Genomic DNA, 19,151 nt, shown 5'->3' with positions numbered 1-19,151 from the left:
CCACACACGCCGCCGAGACCCCCGCTGGTCGTCCGCGCCCCCTCGCTTCGGCGTACGCCAGCGGGGGCGCCGACGACCAGCGGGGGTCTCGGCACAAAAGAGAAAAGAGAGGAGGAGGGAGGGTCAGTCGATCGGTTCGATCACCGGGACCGCGGTCGTGATCACCGGAACGGATGCCGACATGCGCGTGCCGTCCTCGCGTCGTGCATCGGCGAACTGTCTCAGGGTCGGACGCCCCGGGAGCATCGGCCCCTGATCAGCGAGGGGCACGACGGCCGCATCCTCCGCGGTGGCGAAGTAGGCGGTGTCGCGCACGCTGAACGGTACCGGCGGACCACTGCGCACCTCCACGCGGAGCTCGTCCCTGGTCACGGTCACCTGCATCGTGGACCCCTGCCACTGCAGCGGGAACGAGAGGGAGGGCCAGTCCACCGGAAGCCGCGGATCGAAGCTGAGGTCGCCCGCGTAGTCGCGCATGCCGCCGAAGCCGCACACCAGCGCGGTCCACACCCCACCGGCGGAGGCCACGTGCACACCATCCGCGGCGTTGTGGTGCAGGTCGTGCAGGTCGACGAACAGCGACTGCTCGAAGTACTTCCTGGCGAGGTCCTGGTAGCCCACCTCGGCGGCCATGATCGACTGCACGACCGCCGACAGGGTGGAGTCGCCCGTGGTCAGCGGGTCGTAGTAGTCGAAGTCGGCCTTCTTCTCCTCGGGCGTGAAGTGGTTGCCCTGCAGGAACAGCGCGAGCACGACGTCCGCCTGCTTGAGCACCTGGAACCGGTAGATCACCAGGGGGTGGAAGTGCAACAGCAGCGGCCGCTGCTCGGAGGGGGTGTTGGCGAGATCCCAGACCTCGCGCTCGAGGAAGAGCGAGTCCTGCGGATGGATGCCGAGACCCTCGCTGTACGGGATGAACATCGCCGACGCCGCCCGCTCCCACGCCTCGGCCTCACCGGGACCGAGCCCCGTGCGATCGACGAGCTTGACGTAGTCCTCCGGGTGGCTCTCCTTGATCTCGCGCACCACCTTGGCCGCATAGCGGAGGTTGTAGCGCGCCATCACGTTCGTGTACAGGTTGTCGTTGACGACCGTCGTGTATTCGTCCGGGCCTGTGACGCCGTGGATGTGGAAGGTCTCGATGCCGTCCCCGGTGTCCACCTCGTCCACCAGACGCGAGGCGCGCCAGAACCCGAGGGTCGCCCACAGCCGTGCGGTCTCGATCGCGATGTCGGCGCCCTCACGCCGCAGGAACTCCTCGTCCCCCGTGGCCCGCACGTACTTGCCCAGCGCGAAGCTGATGTCGGCGTTGATGTGGTACTGCGCGGTGCCTGCGGCGTAGTAGGCGGAGGCTTCCTCGCCGTTGATGGTGCGCCAGGGGAAGAGCGCTCCCGCCTCGTTGAGCTGTGCCGCACGACGACGCGCAGCGGGGAGCATGCCCGCGCGGGCGCGGAGCGCGTTGTACGCCCACCGCGGCGTCGTGTAGGTCAGGAACGGGAGCACGTAGATCTCCGTGTCCCAGAAGTAGTGGCCGCTGTACCCCGACCCGGAGACGCCCTTGGCGGGGACCCCGGCGCCGTCGGCGCGCGCCGATGCCTGCGCGAGTTGGAACAGGCACCAGCGAGTGGCCTGCTGCAGGTCGTCGCGCCCGCCGATCTGCACGTCGCTGCGCTCCCAGAACGCGTCGAGCCACTCCCGCTGACGCCGGAACACCGTCTCGACGCCCTCATCCGCCGCACGGTCGAGCGAACGACGGCAGCGGTCGACGAGTTCACGCGGCGGCACCCCGCGTGAGGTGTGGTAGCTGACGAGCTTCGTGACCGTGATCGGGACGCCGGCCTTGGCCTGCACGCGGAACACGTTCTTCGCGATGTCGGGCTCCACGAGCGTGCGTGCGTTGTACTCGTTCTCGGTCTCGACGATGTGGTCGGCGACCACGGCGACGGTCATCCCGGAGTCTGCGACCCGGTACGACAGCGCCGAGCGCAGTCCGTCCTGCCAGTGCTCGGCCGGCTCCAGCACGCGGTCGGCGATCTTCTCGGCCTTGCGCGGGTCGAAAGCGGCCGCCTTCGTGCCGATCGGCGTCCCGGCGTACACACCGGCTCCGTCCTGGCGGTTCAGCAGCTGGCAGCTGATCGTGACCGGGGCATCGGCGTTCTCGACGACGACCTCGAGCCGGAGGACGGCGAGGTGGCGCTCCTCGAAACTCACGATGCGCTCGTCACGCATGCGCACGCGCTTGCCCGACGGGGTCTCCCACACCACCAGGCGCTCCAGGACACCGGTGCGCATGTCGAGGGTGCGCCGGTACTCGCGCACGTCGGCGTCGTCGAGCGAGATCGGCTCGTCGTCGACGTACACACGCATGACCTTCGCGTCGGGGGCGTTGACGATCGTCTGCCCGACCTCCGCGAATCCATAGGCCTGCTCGGCGTGCCGGATCGTCCAGGTCTCGTGCAGTCCGTTGATGAAGGTCCCGTGCTCCTGGGCACCCCGACCTTCGATGTGGTTGCCGCGAAGGCCGAGGTAGCCGTTGCCCACGGAGAACAGCGTCTCGCTGACGCCTTCCTCCGAGTAGTGCGTGTCGATCAGACGCCACGCGTCGACGGGGAAGCGGTCGCGGTCGATCATGCGGTCTCCGGGATGTCGGTGCGGGTGGCGGGGACGAAGACGGCGAGGTCGTCGACGACGATCGTGGCGCCGGCGGCTCGCAGGGCGTCGGCACCGGCCCCGCGATCGACGCCGATCACGGTGCGGTAGCCGGCTGCGGAGGCGGAGGCGGCACCGGAGGTGGCATCCTCGACGGCGACGGAGCGGCTCGGGTCGACCCCGAGGGCCGCGGCGCCGGCGGCGAACATGTCGGCGGCCGGCTTGGACGCGAGACCATCGCGCTCCGCCACGACGCCGTCGACCACGACCCGGAAGAGGGAGCGGATGCCGGCGGCGGCCAGCACCTCCTCGGCGTTCTTCGAGCTCGACACGACGCCGAGCGGGATTCCGGCGGCACGCAGGCTCTCGACGAGCGCGAGCGACCCCGGGTACGCAACGATGCCCTGCGCGCGCAGAGACGCTGCGAAGGCGGCGTTCTTGCGGTTGCCGATGCCGCAGATCGTCTCGGCGGACGGGTCGTCATCGACGTGTCCCCAGGGGACTTCGATGTTGCGGCTGCGCAGCAGACTCGCGACGCCGTCGTAGCGCTTCTTGCCGTCGACGTAGTCGTAGTAATCGGCATCCGTGTACGGCGGGGTGATGCTCCACCGGGCGAACACATCGTCGAACACGGCCTGCCAGGCGCGCATGTGGACCTCGGCGGTCGGGGTGAGGACGCCGTCGAGGTCGAAGAGCACGCCGTCGGCGTGGAACAGGTCGGGCAGTGCGTCTGGCACAGAGCCTCCAGGAGAAGGGCGATCAGGGGGCCGGCACCTCTCCGTGCCACCGCTCAAGCGTAATGCGGCATCGCGTCACGGGGTAACCCCCGCGAGCGGATCAGAGGAGCTCGGCCGTCTGCCTGGCGATCTGCAGTTCCTCATCGGTCGGCACGACGAGCACCGTCACCGCGGAGGCGTCCGTGGAGATCCGGCGGATGCCGCGCTCACGAGCGTCGTTCCTCGCCGGATCGATCTCGACGCCCGCGAAACCGAGCGTCGCCAGCGCAGCGGCCCGCACTGGCGCGGCGTTCTCGCCCACACCGGCCGTGAACGAGATGACGTCCACTCCGCCGAGCTGTGCGATGTACGCCCCAGCGTAAGCCCGCAGGCGGTGCACGTATACGTCGAAGGCGAGCACGGCGGACTCGTCTCCGGCATCCACACCGGCGAGGATGTCGCGCATGTCGCTGCGGCCGGCGAGTCCGGCGAGACCGCTGCGGGTGTTGAGCAGCGAGTCGAGGTCGTCGATCGAGTACCCGGCACGGCGGGAGAGGTGGACGAGGGCCGCCGGATCGATGTCTCCCGACCGCGTGCCCATCACCAGGCCCTCGAGCGGGGTGAGCCCCATCGACGTCTCCACCGAGCGCCCGCCCTCGATCGCGGTCACGGAGGCGCCGTTGCCGAGGTGGAAGACGAGCTGCCGGAGCTCGGCGAGGTCGCGCCCGAGGAATGCCGCCGCCGCCTCGCTCACGTACTGATGGCTCGTGCCGTGGAAGCCGTATCGCCGCACCCGATGCTCGGCGGCGAGCGCTGCGTCGATCGCATAGGTGTACGCGGCGGGCGGAAGCGTCTGATGGAACGCGGTGTCGAACACGGCCACGTGCGGAACCTGATCGAACACGGCGCGTGCGGCCTGGATCCCGGCGAGGTTCGCGGGGTTGTGCAGGGGGGCGAGCACCGCGAGCTCGTCGATCTGACGCTCCACGTCGGCGTCGATCAGGGTCGGGGCGTAGAAGCGCGCACCGCCGTGGACCACGCGGTGTCCGACCGCGACAGGGCGACGCTCGTCGAGCGAGGGCCCGTGCGCGGCGAACTGCTCCCGCATCACCTCGAAGGCGGCGGCGTGGTCGGCGATCGGCTGCTCGCTGCGGTACGTCGCGTCGAGCATCGTCGGCACGGCGGCGGCGTCCACGGCGGGGCGGACGGTGTGCGCCACGGGACTGGACTCCTGCCCGATGCGCTCGATCAGTCCGCTCGCGAGCAGGTCCTCCTGTTCGATGTCGATCAGGCTGTACTTCAGCGACGACGACCCGCTGTTGATCACCAGGATCGCGCTCATGCCTCATCTCCCTGCGCCTGGATCGCCGTGATCGCGACCGTGTTGACGATGTCATCGACGAGCGCGCCGCGGGACAGGTCGTTGATGGGCTTGTTGAGCCCCTGGAGCACCGGTCCGATGGCGACGGCTCCTGCTGAGCGCTGCACGGCCTTGTACGTGTTGTTACCGGTGTTGAGGTCGGGGAACACGAACACGGTCGCCCGGCCGGCGACCGCCGAGTCCGGGAGCTTGGCCTTGGCCACCGCCGCATCCGCCGCCGCGTCGTACTGGATCGGCCCTTCGACCGGGAGCTCGGGGGCACGCTCGCGGACGAGCGCGGTCGCGGCGCGCACCTTGTCGACGTCGGCCCCGGAGCCGGACTCCCCGGTCGAGTACGACAGCATGGCCACGCGCGGATCGATGCCGAACTGGCGGGCGGTCTCGGCGGAGGAGATCGCGATGTCGGCGAGCTGCGCGCTCGTCGGATCGGGGATCACCGCGCAGTCTCCGTAGACGAGCACACGATCGGCGAGCGCCATGAGGAAGACGCTGGAGACCACGTTCACGCCCGGCTTGGTCTTGATGATCTCGAACGACGGACGGATCGTGTGCGCCGTGGTGTGCGCCGCGCCGGAGACCATGCCGTCGGCCAGACCGAGATGCACCATCATCGTGCCGAAGTACGACACGTCGGTCACCGTGTCCGCCGCTTGGGCGAGGGTGATGCCCTTGTGCGCCCGCAGCCGTGCGTACTCGGCGGCGAACCTCTCGACCAGTTCAGGGTCGGTGGGGCTCAGCACCTGGGCCGCCGCGATGTCGATGCCCAGCTCGACGGCGCGGGCCCGGACGGCCGCCTCGTCGCCGAGGATCGTCAGATCCGCGACCTCCCTCGCGAGAAGCGTCGCCGCGGCCCGCAGGATGCGGTCGTCGTCGCCCTCGGGGAGGACGATGCGACGCCGATGTGCGCGTGCACGCTCGATGAGGCCGTACTGGAACATCAGCGGGGTCACCACGTGTGCCTCGGCGAGCCCGAGCTGCTCGGTCAGCTCCACGATGTCGATGTGCGCCTGGAACAGGCCGAGCGCGCGGTCGTAGCGGCTGCGCGAATCCACGGAGAGGCGCCCGCGGGTGCTCATCACACGCACGGCGGTGTCGTAGGTGCCCAGATCAGTCGTGATGATCGGCACCGACGACGCGAAGCCGTCGAGCAGGCGCACGATCTGCTCGGGAAGAGGGAACGGGCCGTTCAGGATGATGCCGGCGATGCGGGGGAAGGTGCCGGACGCATCGGCGAGCAGGGCGGCCAGCAGCACCTCGGTGCGGTCGGCCGGGATCACCACGACCGCCTCCTCGGTGAGCCGGGGCAGCACGTTGACCATCGACATGCCGGCGACGACGATCGTCAGCGCCTCCCTGGTCAACCGGTCCTCGTCGCCCGTGAACAGCGTGCCGTCGACGGCGGTGAGGATGTCACGGATCGACGGGGCCACGAGCGCACGGTCCTCGGGGATCGCCCACACCGGCGTGCGGTCCTCGGGGAGCACGGCGTGGACCGCGTCGATGACGGCATCCAGCGCATCGGGGTCGGCACGGTTCACCGCGACGGCGAACAACTCCGCACGCTCCTCGGAGAGCTCGGACAGCGCGAGTGCGGCGATCTGTCCGATCGCCGCGGCCTCACGGGCGGTCGTGGTGCCGAGCTGTTCGGCCTGGCGCTGCTGATCGCGACCGCTGAGCACGAGCAGCACGGGGACACCGAGGTTGGCGGCGATCCGCGCGTTGAACCCGAGCTCGGCGGGGCTCGCGACATCCGTGTAATCGCTGCCGATGACGACGACGGAATCGCACTGCGCCTCGACGGACTTGAACCGCGCGACGATCGTCGACAGCGCGCTCTCCGGGTCGGAGCGCACATCGTCGTACGTCACGCCGATGCAGTCCTCGTAATCGAGGTGTACGCCGTCGTGGGCGAGCAACAGTTCGAGGATCTCGTCGCGCTCGGTCGTGGATCGCGCGATCGGGCGGAACACCCCCACCCGCGGCGAGACGCGCATCAGGGCGTCGAGCGCCCCGAGGGCGATCGTCGACTTGCCGGTATGACCTTCGGCCGAGGTGATGTAGATGCTCCGCGCCACGAGCCCAGCTTAGGCGCGGCGTTCGGGAAGCCGCCGGGGAAACCACCGGGAGAAACGCAGGGTCTCACTCGCACGGACCGGATAGTGCGTCGACGACGGCGGCGGCATCTTCCTGGAAGCGCGCGTAGTAGTCGCGATCGGTGTTGATCTGCACCCGGTGGATCGCGTGCGAGGGCTCCAGCTCCTGCCATCCGGGCAGGCGGCCCAGCCGGTCGTAGAACAGCGTCGCGGCGGTCTGCGGATCCATGCGCTGCTCGACGCTCCCCCACCACTCCTGCTGCTGGAAGAGTCCGATGCTGGTCGTGCGCGATCCGTCGGGGTTGGTGAACCCGCTCGTCTCCCAGTCGCCGTAGTCGATGTTGCGCAGGCTGCTCTCGCCCATCGCCGTCATCACCCCGAGGATCTGCCCGTCGCGGCGGAACCCGAGGTCGCCCGCCGTCCGGATGATCGTCGCGGCATTGTCGAGCTGTTCCCCGCTCCAGCCGCGGATGCCCGCCTCCGGGAACGTCCGGGGTTCGTCGAGGCAGAACGGGGCGGGATCGCGGGCGAGTCCCAGCGGGATCAGCGCGAGCAGTCCCCCGAGGACGACGACCGCCGCCGCGGAGAGCAGCACCCGTTGCAGGATCTTCCTCCGGCGCGCCCGGATCGCGGCACGTCTGCGCGCGCCGGTCTTGCGTCGCCGCGTCGCGCTTCTGCGGCTCTTCGCGGTCTTCTTCGTCGCCGCTCGACCTTTCGGCCGGGAGGCCGTGCGCCCCGGGGTCATGTCGCCACGCTGCCGCGCGCCGTGCGGGGGCGACCGGCGAACGCAGCCACACCCCCGCCGATCGCGCCGAACAGGTGCCCCTGCCAGGAGATGCCCTCTGCGGCACCGAACACTCCTGCCACCATCGAGCCGCCGTACAGCGCGATCACGACCAGAGCGATCACGGCGTAGAGGATGCGGTGGGCGACGCGTCCGGGGGCGAACACCCGCATCACGACGTATCCGAAGTAGCCGAACACGAGCCCGGAGGCGCCGACCGTCAGCGTCCCCGGAGCGTTCACGACCCAGGTCCCGATGCCGCCCACGATCGCGACGATGGCTGTGACGGCCCAGAACCTACGGGCACCTTCGACGGCGACCAGGCATCCGAGCACCAGGAAGGGTACGGAGTTCGCGATGAGGTGCTGCCAGTTCGCATGCAGGAGCGGACCGAGCACGATGCCGCCCAGACCCGAGACATCCCAGGACCTCAGGCCGAAACCGGTGAACGACCCCGGAAGGACCGCATCGGCGAACTGCACGATCCACATCGCGACGAGGAGGAGCACCGGCGAGGCGAATCGGCCGAGCGGATGCTGCGCCTTCGGAGGCGGGGAGACGGTCACCGGACGATTGTCTCAGGTGCCGCTGACGTTCGAGTGGGCGTCACGACGGGGCACCCGCACATGAAAAAGACTCTCCGCGCACCCAGCAGAGCCCGGTTACCCTTGCTGCGTTTCCGCCCTGGGGGAATTGGCCTGGATGCTGTCACGCGGAGAGCCGTCAACCATCCTAACCCGAGCACGCGGGGTGCGACGACACCGCTCGAGCGCTCGACGGACCGGGTGGGTACGGACGCCGCCGACCGCCCTCTCAGGGGAAGCTTCCAGAGCGGGGACCGCGCCGCCGGGTTACGATCGAGTAACGCGCACCGCAGCGCCGATGTGAGAGGGAACGCATGCCAGAGAACGCCCCCCTGATCCCGGTGATGATCGATGCCGAACGGTTCGCCGCGCAGACCTCTGCGATCCTCGGCTCCATCGGACGGGTCATCGACGGGAAGCCGGACGCCGTGCGCAGCGCCCTCGTCTGCCTCCTCGCCGAAGGGCACCTGCTCATCGAAGACGTCCCCGGTGTGGGCAAGACGATGCTCGCCCGTGCCCTCGCCGCGAGCGTGGACGCGACCGTGCGCCGCATCCAGTTCACGCCCGACCTGCTGCCCGGCGACGTCACGGGTGTCTCGGTCTACAACCCGGTCGACCAGGAGTTCGAGTTCAAGCGCGGCGCGGTCTTCGCGCACATCGTGATCGCTGATGAGATCAACCGCTCCTCCCCCAAGACGCAGTCGGCCCTGCTCGAAGCGATGGAGGAGGGGCAGGTCACCGTCGACGGGTCGACCCACATGCTGCCGACACCGTTCCTGGTGGTGGCGACCCAGAACCCGCTCGAGATGGAGGGGACGTACGCGCTCCCCGAGGCGCAGCGCGACCGCTTCATGATGCGCATCTCGATGGGGTACCCGGACGCGGAGGCCGAGACGCTCATGCTCCGTCAGCGCGATGTGGTGAACCCGCTCGCCGCGGTGTCACCCGTCGCCGACGCGACCGCCATCTCCCAGCTCATCGCCTGGGCGCGCTCGGTGCACGTCGCCCCCGCGCTGGAGGAGTACACGGTCGCCCTCGCACAGGCGACCCGCTCCGACCCGAACCTGCACCTCGGCGCCAGTCCGCGGGCGACCCTGCAGCTGATCCGCGCCGCGAAGGTGTGGGCGGCATTGGACGGCCGCGACTATGTCATCCCCGACGACATCACGGCCCTGCTCATCCCGGTCCTCGCCCACCGGCTGCTGCCGGCGCGTGGTGCCCACCGTGCGGGCGCACAGCCCGTCGAGGCCGCACTCACCCAGATCGTCGAGCGGGTGCGCGTCCCCGTCGCGACGCGTTCCTGATCGGGTCGGTCATGCGAAGACGCCGACCTCTCACCGGCCGTGGAGCCGGCGCGCTCGTCGCCGCCCTGTGCTGCGTGATCGCCGCCAACGTCTTCGGCACCCGCATCCTGCTCTACATCGGGCTGCTCCTGGCCGCCCTCACGCTCTTCTCGCTCCTCGCCGTCCGCCTGCCCCGCCGCTCGGGGACGGTCACGCGTCAGATCTCCACCGATCTGCTCACCGTGTCGGAGACGTCGCGCGTGACGGTGCGGATCTCACTCCGCGCACTGCGGGTGCCGCACGGGCTCTGGCACGACATCCTCCCCGCGGCGGTCGCCGGCGATTCCGGCGGTGAGTATCCCCCCGAGTCCGGTCAGCTGACGTACCCGATCACCGGTGTGCGACGGGGTGTCTGGCCGCTCGGCCCGCTGATGCTGCGCACCGTCGATCCGTTCGGCCTCGCACAGCGCGAGCAAGCGTTCGGCGAGACCCGCAGCATCACCGTCGTCCCCGAGGTCTTCGCCCTCGCCCCGCTGGCCGTGCGCGTCGGAGCCGCCGGCGGAACCGCCCACACCTCATCGACGCGCCTCGGGCAGGGCAGCGACAACCTCTCGCCGCGGGGGTACATCCCCGGAGACTCGATGCGCCGCATCCACTGGCGTGCGACCGCCCACCGCGGACAGCTCATGGTGCGCCAGGAGGAGGAGGAATCCAGCCCCGACGCGGTCGTCGTCCTCGATCGCAGTGCGGGCCGCTGGGATGCGCCCGGCGCCGATGCCGACCCGGCCTTCGAAACCGCCGTGTCGCTCTGCGCCTCCGCGGCCGTGCACCTCGCCTCCGAGGGGTACAGCGTCGACGTGATCGACAGCGCCGGCACGCTGCTCGGTGCGCTCCGCGGGCACGAGGACGATCGCGACGGACTGCTGGTGGCGCTCGCGATGGTCGCCCCCCGGGGTGAGGGCCGTGATCTGGCGGCACTCATCGGCGGCACCCCGCCCGGGCCTCTGGTCTTCATCACCGGTCGGCTCGATGAGGAGGATGCCGCCCGGCTGCGTCCGGCCGGAGCCGCCGCGCCGATGCTGTTCAGCACGGAGCTTCTCCCCGGCGCCGCGGAGGCGGCCACTCCACACGGCTGGACGGTGGCGACGCTCGGGCCCGTCATCGCGGACGCGTGGGAGGACGCCGTCTCGGCGCGGATCGGAGTCGGCGATGTTCCGCGCTGAGCAGCGCCCGAAGGCGACCGCGCCCCCCGCGCACACGGCGCCGACGTGGCACCGCGACGAGGAGGAGCCGACCGGTGTCGTCGGTCCCGGTGTGCTGGCCGCGACGGCGACGATCGTGGCGATGTGGCCGTACACCTCGGTGATCTCCCCTGGAGCGTGGTCGTCTTCGGTCCTCATCGTGATCCTCGCCGTAGCGGGTGGGGGCATGCTCCTGCGGCGACTGCTGCGCCGACGGACAGCCTGGCTCCGGGACGCCGGGACGTTCCTCGGTCAGATCATCGTCGCGGTCGCGATGGTCACGCTGCTGGTGGCCGGCGATACCGCGCTCTTCGGCGTGTTTCCGACACCGACGACCGTCGCCGTGTTCGGCACCCTCGGCGCTGCGGCCCTCGAAGCGATCGTGTTCGGCTCCGCGCCGTTGGATGCCTCGCCGGCTCTCACCGCCGCCATGGCCTCCGGCTTCGCGGGCGTCGCGCTCCTGGTCGATCACCTGGTGGCGCATCGCTCCGCGGTGCTGGCGACCCTGCTGACAGGGATCGTCGGCGCCGTGCCGATGATCATCACCCTCGGCGACACGAACGTCGTGTGGTTCGTGCTGTTCGCCCTCGTCGCACTCTTCCTCTTCCGGTACACCGCGAGGCGGCATCCGGAATCCCCCCGCAGGTCCTCGCTCTCGGTCGCCGTCGGTGTCGGAGCCGCCGCTCTGGTGACGACCCTGGTGATCGCTCCCGCACTACCGGTCGCGACGAGCATGGCGGGCACCGGCGTCGGGGTCACGGTCGATGCCTCGTTGCGTCTGGGCGATGATCTGCGTCAGCCCAATCCGGTCGAAGTGCTGACCATCGCGGCGAAGACCGACGTGGCCCCCTATCTGCGGCTGACGACACTCTCGCGATTCGACGGCCGGGTGTGGCAGCCGGACCGGGGCGATCTGCAGTCGCAGGACGACGGGTTCGGCACTCCGGAGTGGGGACCGGAGATCGCGACGGAGGAGGAGAACACGTCCATCCGCGTGCTCCGCATGTCGAGTTCGTGGCTGCCGGTCCCGTACCCGGCGACCGACGTGCAGGGGCTCAGCGGCTCGTGGCGGGTGTCCCCGCTCAACCGCACCCTCTTCTCGCGCAGCGCCGACGCGGTGGGGAACGACTACACCGTCACCTCCTCCCGCCTCGTTCCGACGCTCGAGCAGATCCGTGCGATCGATGCGGCATCGCCCGTGGTCGATCCCGACGCCGAGCCGGTGGAGCTGCCCGAGATCATCGCGGAGCGTGCCGCCGAGGTGACGGCCGCCGCGAGCACCGACTACGACCGGCTGATCGCCCTGCAGAACTGGTTCCGCTCGCAGTTCGCGTACTCGCTGGAGACGCCGGTGGAGGAAGGCTTCGACGGCACCGGCGCCGAAGCCGTGGCGCAGTTCCTCGACGTGCGATCGGGGTACTGCGTGCACTTCGCAGGGGCGTTCGCGCTCATGGCGGAGAGCCTGGGGATGCAGGTGCGCATCGTCGTCGGCTATCTTCCCGGCTCGCTCACCGACGAGAAGCGCGGCAGCGAATCGGTCTTCTCCGTGACCAGCGATCAGCTGCATTCCTGGCCGGAGGTGCTCTTCCCCGGTATCGGCTGGGTGCCGTTCGAGCCGACCGCATCCTTGGGCGTGCCCACCGCGTTCCGTGCGGGAGTGACGCAGGGCGGCGAGTCCGGATCACCCGCCACCCCCGCACCGACCACGGCCCCGCAGAGCGAGGAGACCTCGGGACCGGAGATCGACCGTGCGGACGCCGGGGGCGACTCGGCCGACGGCGCCGCGCAGCGTCGTCTCGATCCGACGCCGGTCGTGCTCATCGCTTTCGGCGCCGTGGCACTGCTCCTGGTACCGGCACTGATCCGCATCATCGAGCGTCGCAGACGATTCACGCAGGCGAGGCGCGGCGATCCCGCGGCAGCCTGGGCCGAGCTCCGCGACACCCTGATCGACCTGCAGCTGCCGGTCTCCGACGCCGACACCCCGCGGGTCCGTGCTGCCGGCCTGGTGCGCGACCGTCATGTGGACGCGGAGACGATGCGACGGCTGACGGATGCGGTCGAGCAGACGAACTACGCGCGATCGGCCGAGCTGCAGACGGATCTCACCGAACCGCTCAGCGAGGTGCTGCAGGCATTGCGCCGGAGTGTGGATGGGCCGACGCGTGTGCGGGCGACGCTGCTGCCCCGGTCACTGTACGCTCCCCGCGCCGCGGAACCCGAGGTCGCCGTCTGAGCATGCCCGCACGCGGGCGCGTCTCCTGCGCGGTCACGCGGCGTGGGCCGTGCAGGGCACGGCCACGCAGGTCTCGCACACCACGAACTGCGAGCGGCACGACAGGTCGGGGCAGTTCGCGGTGCGCTTGGTCGGCACCCCGCACCCGACGCACTCCCCGATGACGCGCGCATGGTCCGAGAAGTCGACCGAACCACGGCCGTCGAACACGTAGAGCGATCCGTCCCACAGCCCGTCGTCGCCGTACTTCTCGCCGTAGCGGACGATGCCACCCTCGAGCTGGTACACCTCGCCGAAGCCGCGCGCCGTCATCAGGCTCGACAGCACTTCACAGCGTATGCCGCCGGTGCAGTAGGTGACGACGGGTTTGCCCTTGAGATCGTCGTAGGCGCCGGAGTCGAGCAGTCTCACGAAGTCCCTGGTGGTCTCGGTGTCGGGCACGACCGCGCCGCGGAACCTCCCGATCTGCGCCTCGAGGGCGTTCCGGCCGTCGAAGAAGACCACCTCGTCTCCGCGCTCGTCGATCAGCCCGTGCAGCTCTTCGGGCGTCAGTCGCGTGCCTCCGCCGACGACCCCGTGCTCATCGACGCGCAGTTCACCGGGCGCACCGAATGAGACGATCTCGTCGCGCACCTTCACGCTGAGCTTGGGGAAATCGAGGCTGCGCCCGTCCGCATCCAGCCCCGTCCCCTCACTCCACTTGATGTCCGCATCGGCGAACGGGCCGTACGAGCGGAACGATCGCAGCCACTTCTTCAACACGCCGATATCGCCGCCGAGGGTGCCGTTGATCCCGTCCTTCGAGATGAGCAGGCGCCCACGCAGGCCGAGTGCCTCGCCGAGGTCGCGTTGCCAGACACGGACGGCCTCGGGATCGGCGAGGGGCGTGAACGCGTAGAAGAGGACGATCTTGGGGGTTGCCACCTAGGGATCCTACGTCGTCACCCCGAGCGGTTCCGAACCCCGGTGCGGCTCGAGACCGCTACGTCACATCGCGTTTCACGAAGGTGACTCCCCCCGCGACGAGAGCCGCCAGCATCCATCCGACGGCGACCGGCACAGAGCCACCGGATCCGTCGGCTGGCGACACCCCCACAGCCGTGACGTCGAACCCGAAAGCGTCGAGCAGCGCGATCAGCGGGAAGCCGTGGGCAGCGGCGCTCCAGAACATCGCGACGAGGACGGCGCTGCCCAGAGACATGGACGCGACGAAGAGTGCCACGAGATGGTTCTGGACGACGATGCCCACCCCCAGCCCCCAGAGGCCGGCGCCTGCGCCGACGGCCAGTGCGGATCCCACCGATGCCCAGCCCACCGGGACACCGCCCATCGCGACGGCCAGCGCGATGTGGCCACCGGCGAGTCCCGCGAGAGCGACGACGGCGCCGCCGAGAGCAGACCCGAGTGTCCGGCTGAGCAGCGTCAGCCACCGGGGTTGCAGCATCAGCCGCTGCGCGATGACGCCATCCCGCCGGTCGACGGTGTAGCGGAAGGAACCGTAGACCGCCGCGAGCACCGCACCATAGGTCGCGAGCACCGCGCTGAACGGCGCACTGAGTGCGGCGCGAACCCCGGCCGGTGCCTCGGCGAGCTCCGCAGGAACGCTCGTCGCCATCGAAGTCGACAACACGACGGCGGCCGCGACCACCCAGAGGAGGACGATGTCGCCGGTCACACCGCGCGCGTGGGCTCGGAGCGCGCGGACGATCATCCCGCCCTCCTGCGACCACCGGTCCACGCCACCGCGACCAGCCCCGCGGTCCACGCGAGTGCGACGACGAGCGCCGGGCCGAACTCGAGCAGGCGGCCCTGATACCCGGGCACACCCAAGGCCGCGAGCGCCAACCCGGGCGAGAACTTCGCCACCTCCGGCACCGTGCGCAGCAGTGCGAGTTCCCCCACCATCGGCAGGACGAGGACGAGGAAGGCCGTCGCGTAATAGTTGCGGGTGATCCAGCCGATGGAGCCCCCGATGAGCGCACCGAGCACGCCGCCGACCAGAGCTCCCGCGCAGAGGCGCCACCCGTCCGGCGTCAGAGCGAGCGAGAGACCGCTCCGGCCCAAGAAGACGGCGACACCCGCGGTCCACACGACGAAGAGGCCGACGGACAGGGCGAGCGCGACGAGGACGCCCGCGACGAGCTTTCCGGCGAACGCACGCCGGAATCCGACGCTGGTGAGGGTCCGGTCCATCGAGCCGTAGTAGTACTCACGAGTGACGCCGTACGCGCCGACGAACGCCGCGGAGACCGCCGACCAGGCGAGAGGCTCCAGGAGACGAGTGGTCGCCGCGGCGGGATCGAGGCCGGCCACGTCGAGGCGCGATCCGTCGGAGAACAGCACGAAGGCGGGCAGGAGGAACGCGACGAGGTAGACGGCGAGGAGGGAGAGCCCGCTCACGGAGCGCAGGGCCTCGCTCTGGATCGCGCCCCTCATACCGGCACTTCCTCGACCAGTTCGAAGTACTTGCTCTCCAGGGAGTCGCCGTTGCTCGTGACCAGGTCGCCGAGTCGTCCGGCGAAGAGTGCTCGCCGTTTGATGACCACGACCTCATCCACGATGTGTTCGAGCTCTGACAGCTGATGACTGGCGACCAGCACGGTGCCGCCGCGTTCGGCGAAGCGGCGGAGGAACCTGCGCAGCCAGCGGATCCCGTCGGGGTCCAGGCCGTTCGCCGGTTCGTCGAGGATGAGCGTGGGCGGCGCCCCGATGAGGGCGGCGGCCAGGCCGAGCCGCTGAGCCATCCCCGTCGAGAACGTCTTCACGCGACGACGCGCGTCGGCGGTGAGCCCGACCTCCTCGAGGACCTCGTCGGTCCGGCCGCGCGGCGCACCGGCCGCGAGCCGACAGATCTCCAGGTGCCGCCGTGCAGTGATGCCCGCCTCGAAACCGAAGCCGTCCATGTGCACACCGACGTGCGATGCGGGGTTGTCGAGCGCCGAGAACGGAACACCGTCGATGAGGCTCTCGCCGCTCGTCGGCCGGAGCAAGCCGACGATCGTGCGCAGCGTCGTCGATTTGCCCGCGCCGTTCGGCCCCAGGAGCCCGACGATCGTCCCGCGCGGCACGACGAAGGACAGGTCTTCCACGGCGGTCCGGCGGCCGTACCTCTTCGTGAGGCCTCGGACCTCGATCGCGTGTTCAGTCATCTTCCTGCCTCTCGTGCTTCTGGTCCAGAAGGGCGGACAGCGGCGACACCACGCCGGTCGCCCAGAGCGTCTGCCACAGACTCCTCGTGCCGAGCGCGACCTGCGCCCGTCCGGTCGGCGGCGTGCTCCCGCCGCCGTCGTCCACGTCCACGCCGGCGATGACCGTTGCGGGGACGTCCACGCCGTCCGCCGCGACGGGGACGAGCACCGCCCAGGGGACCTCCGTCGGCATCGGCGGCTCCGGCCTGATGGTCCCCCCGCCGACCCGCGCGCTCGCGAGGAGCCCGGCGCTCATCAGCTCGACCGGGGCGCCGTCCGGCACCTCCGCCTCGGCGGCGGTGCCCGGCTGCACGAGGAGCACACGGTCACCGCGGGTGACGAAACCGTACGTCGCCGTCACCGGCAGCGGGATCACGGCGCCCACGACCACGATGCTCGCGATCAGCGTCGCACCGACGGCGACGAAGCGGAGCCGGGAGACGCCTGACCGAAGGACGCGGCGCAGCGCCGTCGAGAGGATCACGATGCCGACGAGCACCACGGCAGCTTCCAGGACGACGACGAGGACCCCCAGCACCGGTCCGCCTCCGGCGAGCGCTCGCACCACGCGGGAGACCGCGAACAGCACGAGCGCGATCGGGGCGACGAGACAGGCGAGACCGAACGGCACGCTCCACCACCGATCGAGGCTCCGTGCGGTCCGCGGACCGCCGAACAGGATCCGGGTCAGGAAGTCCACTCCGTCGTGAATCGTCCGGTCCCGGAGGTTCGGTTCGTCGAGCGCACTCATGAACGCGATGTAGCCGTCGAATCGCACGAACGGAATCAGGTTGACCAGCACGATCGCGACGCAGGACACGGCGAGGAGCAACAGCGCCTGGTGGATCAGAGGGTCCGGAAGGGCGAGCGCGGCGAGGAGGGCGACCGCGGCGGCGACGGCGTGCACGGCCGGCCCGGCGAGCGCGACCGCGACACGTTGCCACCGGTCGGAGAGGCGCCAGCCGTCGGTCACATCGACGAAGAAGGCGGGGGTGAGGTAGTAGAGCATGAAACCCGCGCGGCGCGGTTCGCCGCCGAAGCGTGTGAGCGCGAGCCCATGAGCGCTCTCGTGGAGCAGCGTCATGACGGACAACGCGATGACGACGCCCACGAGTCCGGGCAACGACACCGGCATGGTCAGGACGTCCCACACCTCACCTGTCTGCAGGGCCGCAGCGCCGAGGCCGAGGCAGAGCACCACCAGAAGGGATGCCAGAACCCCTCGGCGTGAGAGCGGGACGATCAGGCGATTCCCGCGGTCGAAGAACGCGGGTGCACGCAGCGTCGCGAACTGCAGCGTGAACGGGGGCCGGTAGGTCACTCTGCCGGGCGGGGGCTTCGTGTCACCGGCCAGGAGCCCGCTGGCGCGGAAGCGCTGGATGAGCAGGAGGAAGTCGTCCCGCGGCTCGGATGCGGCGAAGCGCGTGTGCAGGTCGCGGAGCGTGGTCTCGCCGTCCATCGCCGTCAGCAGATCGACGACGGCCCGCGAGACCCTCGACGAGGGCACCCCCTGCAGCAGCGCGATCCACACCCCGGCCTCCCCCACTTCCTCGAACACGACACCGGGGGCGAGAAGCGGACGATCCTCGGCCGTGAGCGGCACCGGGGCGCGAGAGTCTCGCCGCCGAGCGAAACTAGGCGGTGTCATCGTCACGCGCCCGGTCCCGGGTTCCGACCCACGTCGTCGTGAGGAGAAGGATGTCCGCTCCGGGGTGCGTCCGCACGGGCGAGACGGCAGGTTCAGCGAAACCGGCGTCCACGAGCTCGCTGGAGAGGAGCTCGTGGCTGAGCACACGCAGCCGACTCGTGAGCACGCGCACGTCGCCGCCCGCCACGATGTCGGCGAGGCGCACCCAGTTGACCAGGCGAGCCGCGCCGTCCTCCTCCACCTGCTGCGAGAACAGATAGGTCTCCTCGCCGCCGGGTCCGGGACCGGGCCCGGGGACACGGATCTCCTGCTCGCTCGGCACCGTCAGGCTCTCCGCTGCGGCGCCTCCCGCGACGGAGAAGGCGAAGACCCCTCCCGGCGCGAGGTGGCGTCGCACACTCGCGTACAGGCGCGCCCTCCCCTCCCTGTCCAACAAGGTGATGGAGGTCGCACCGAGGACCACGAGGTCGTACGGACGCGGCAGGCTGAAGTCGCGCATATCGGCGATCACACAGTCGAGCCTCGGATGGTCGGGCAGGGCACGACGAAGGTGCGAGAGCATGTCGTCGGAGAGATCGAGCGCGGTCACCGATCGGCCGGAGCGCACCAGCGGGATGGTCAGCCTTCCGCTGCCGGCGGCCACATCGAGGACCGGACCCGCGGCTTCTCTCGCGAGCGCCAGCACCTCTCGGATCTCCGCGGCATCGGCGCCGACCAGTCGCTCGTAGAAGTCGGTCCCCTCGCCCGTGTACAGGTCCTGTTCCCGAGGGACCGCACCCGCCCGGTCGAGTCGCGCCGCGATGGCTTCGGTTATCGTTCCTGACATTCACCACACCTCTCCGCGGGAGTGAGGGGGTGCGGGCGCGCGGAACCGCCCGCACCCCGACCGGTCACGTCGCGATCGCCGCGGCACCGCCGACGATGGCGATGATGTAGCTGACGTGCTCCCACCACTCGAGTGGCGCGTCGATTCGTTCGAGTTCCTGGAACTCCAGCAGATCAGTCTGCATTTCGTACCTCCTTCATCACGTGGCGATGCGCTTCCTAGGTCAGCGCGAGAATTCCGATGATGACGCCGACGGCGAAGCCCCGCACGAAATCATCGGTGTTGTTCAGAGCGTCCATCGCCTCGAGCTCAGTGAATTCGAGCCTCTGCACTTCGGTGTTCATACCTCTCTCCTTCCTCGTCTCGATCTCCGTCGGGCGACGGGATCACGTCGCAGCGGCAGCGCCGATCCCGATGAGGATCAGCGCACTGATGGCGCCCTGATAGAAGCTCTCCCAGCTGGGAGCCTCCATGTCGTCCAGCTCCTGGAACCGGAGTCGCTCTTCCACGTCCTTGATCATC

General features: G+C 70.0%; 18 protein-coding genes and 1 other RNA gene. 3 read left to right on the top strand and 16 right to left on the bottom strand.

What is annotated here, in order from left to right; translation table 11 throughout:
- Positions 1-123: 123 nt before the first annotated feature.
- From E0W80_RS03965 to ffs, 7 genes are all read right to left on the bottom strand, one after another.
- A complete protein-coding gene (locus E0W80_RS03965; protein ID WP_131491393.1) occupies positions 124-2,631 on the bottom strand; it encodes a glycosyl hydrolase family 65 protein in 2,508 nt (835 codons plus the stop codon).
- Positions 2,628-3,386 (bottom strand): beta-phosphoglucomutase family hydrolase, encoded by a 759-nt coding sequence (locus tag E0W80_RS03960; RefSeq protein WP_131491392.1) that lies wholly within the window; start codon positions 3,384-3,386, stop codon positions 2,628-2,630. Before E0W80_RS03960 ends, E0W80_RS03965 begins: the two co-directional genes overlap by 4 nt.
- A gap of 100 nt (positions 3,387-3,486) precedes the next feature.
- Positions 3,487-4,707, bottom strand: coding sequence for an acetate kinase (locus tag E0W80_RS03955; protein WP_131491391.1), 1,221 nt, complete (start codon positions 4,705-4,707; stop codon positions 3,487-3,489).
- The gene (pta, locus tag E0W80_RS03950) at positions 4,704-6,821 is read right to left on the bottom strand and encodes a phosphate acetyltransferase (protein WP_131491390.1); all 2,118 of its coding nucleotides are present in this window, start codon (positions 6,819-6,821) and stop codon (positions 4,704-4,706) included. Before pta ends, E0W80_RS03955 begins: the two co-directional genes overlap by 4 nt.
- Before the next feature lie 64 nt (positions 6,822-6,885).
- Positions 6,886-7,584 (bottom strand): hypothetical protein, encoded by a 699-nt coding sequence (locus E0W80_RS03945; protein WP_165875385.1) that lies wholly within the window; start codon positions 7,582-7,584, stop codon positions 6,886-6,888.
- Positions 7,581-8,189 (bottom strand): rhomboid family intramembrane serine protease, encoded by a 609-nt coding sequence (locus tag E0W80_RS03940; protein ID WP_047522167.1) that lies wholly within the window; start codon positions 8,187-8,189, stop codon positions 7,581-7,583. Before E0W80_RS03940 ends, E0W80_RS03945 begins: the two co-directional genes overlap by 4 nt.
- A 62-nt stretch (positions 8,190-8,251) precedes the next feature.
- Positions 8,252-8,348: signal recognition particle sRNA small type (gene ffs, locus E0W80_RS03935), an RNA gene on the bottom strand.
- A 203-nt stretch (positions 8,349-8,551) separates the two neighbouring features.
- Between ffs and E0W80_RS03930 the strand changes: the two genes are divergently transcribed.
- From E0W80_RS03930 to E0W80_RS03920, 3 genes are read left to right on the top strand one after another with little or no spacing between them, the layout of a single operon-like run.
- Positions 8,552-9,511, top strand: a complete 960-nt coding sequence (locus E0W80_RS03930; protein WP_227992028.1) for a MoxR family ATPase — start codon at positions 8,552-8,554, stop codon at positions 9,509-9,511.
- Between the two features lie 11 nt (positions 9,512-9,522).
- A complete protein-coding gene (locus E0W80_RS03925; RefSeq protein WP_131491389.1) occupies positions 9,523-10,713 on the top strand; it encodes a DUF58 domain-containing protein in 1,191 nt (396 codons plus the stop codon).
- Entirely contained in the window at positions 10,700-12,967 is a 2,268-nt protein-coding gene (locus E0W80_RS03920; protein ID WP_131491388.1) for a DUF3488 and transglutaminase-like domain-containing protein, read from the top strand. The genes E0W80_RS03925 and E0W80_RS03920 overlap by 14 nt, the downstream gene beginning before the upstream one ends.
- 33 nt (positions 12,968-13,000) lie before the next feature.
- Here the strand turns inward: E0W80_RS03920 and E0W80_RS03915 are convergent, their stop codons facing one another.
- From E0W80_RS03915 to mpaA1, 9 genes are all read right to left on the bottom strand, one after another.
- Positions 13,001-13,891 (bottom strand): rhodanese-related sulfurtransferase, encoded by an 891-nt coding sequence (locus tag E0W80_RS03915; RefSeq protein WP_131491387.1) that lies wholly within the window; start codon positions 13,889-13,891, stop codon positions 13,001-13,003.
- Between the two features lie 58 nt (positions 13,892-13,949).
- Entirely contained in the window at positions 13,950-14,678 is a 729-nt protein-coding gene (locus E0W80_RS03910) for a hypothetical protein (RefSeq protein WP_131491386.1), read from the bottom strand.
- Positions 14,675-15,403 (bottom strand): ABC transporter permease, encoded by a 729-nt coding sequence (locus E0W80_RS03905; RefSeq protein ID WP_131491385.1) that lies wholly within the window; start codon positions 15,401-15,403, stop codon positions 14,675-14,677. The genes E0W80_RS03910 and E0W80_RS03905 overlap by 4 nt, the downstream gene beginning before the upstream one ends.
- Positions 15,400-16,116: an ATP-binding cassette domain-containing protein gene (locus E0W80_RS03900; protein ID WP_131491384.1), complete on the bottom strand. Its 717-nt coding sequence runs from the start codon at positions 16,114-16,116 to the stop codon at positions 15,400-15,402. The genes E0W80_RS03905 and E0W80_RS03900 overlap by 4 nt, the downstream gene beginning before the upstream one ends.
- Complete coding sequence (gene mpaP, locus E0W80_RS03895; RefSeq protein ID WP_131491383.1) at positions 16,109-17,758, bottom strand: daptide biosynthesis intramembrane metalloprotease; 1,650 nt, start codon at positions 17,756-17,758, stop codon at positions 16,109-16,111. The genes E0W80_RS03900 and mpaP overlap by 8 nt, the downstream gene beginning before the upstream one ends.
- 31 nt (positions 17,759-17,789) lie before the next feature.
- Complete coding sequence (gene mpaM / locus E0W80_RS03890; RefSeq protein WP_131491382.1) at positions 17,790-18,629, bottom strand: daptide-type RiPP biosynthesis methyltransferase; 840 nt, start codon at positions 18,627-18,629, stop codon at positions 17,790-17,792.
- Between the two features lie 64 nt (positions 18,630-18,693).
- On the bottom strand, positions 18,694-18,813 hold the full coding sequence (gene mpaA3, locus E0W80_RS19535) for an MpaA3 family daptide-type RiPP (RefSeq protein ID WP_308191516.1): 120 nt from the start codon (positions 18,811-18,813) through the stop codon (positions 18,694-18,696).
- A 34-nt stretch (positions 18,814-18,847) separates the two neighbouring features.
- Positions 18,848-18,973, bottom strand: a complete 126-nt coding sequence (mpaA2, locus tag E0W80_RS19475; RefSeq protein ID WP_261812218.1) for an MpaA2 family daptide-type RiPP — start codon at positions 18,971-18,973, stop codon at positions 18,848-18,850.
- Positions 18,974-19,015: 42 nt separating this feature from the next.
- Complete coding sequence (gene mpaA1 / locus E0W80_RS19470; protein WP_261812217.1) at positions 19,016-19,150, bottom strand: MpaA1 family daptide-type RiPP; 135 nt, start codon at positions 19,148-19,150, stop codon at positions 19,016-19,018.
- Position 19,151 lies beyond the last annotated feature (1 nt).

The organism is Microbacterium sp. PI-1 (genome assembly GCF_004337555.1).
Classification (GTDB): domain Bacteria; phylum Actinomycetota; class Actinomycetes; order Actinomycetales; family Microbacteriaceae; genus Microbacterium; species Microbacterium aurugineum.
Note: the sequence above shows the minus strand (reverse complement) of the source record. Positions and strands in the feature narration are given on the sequence as shown.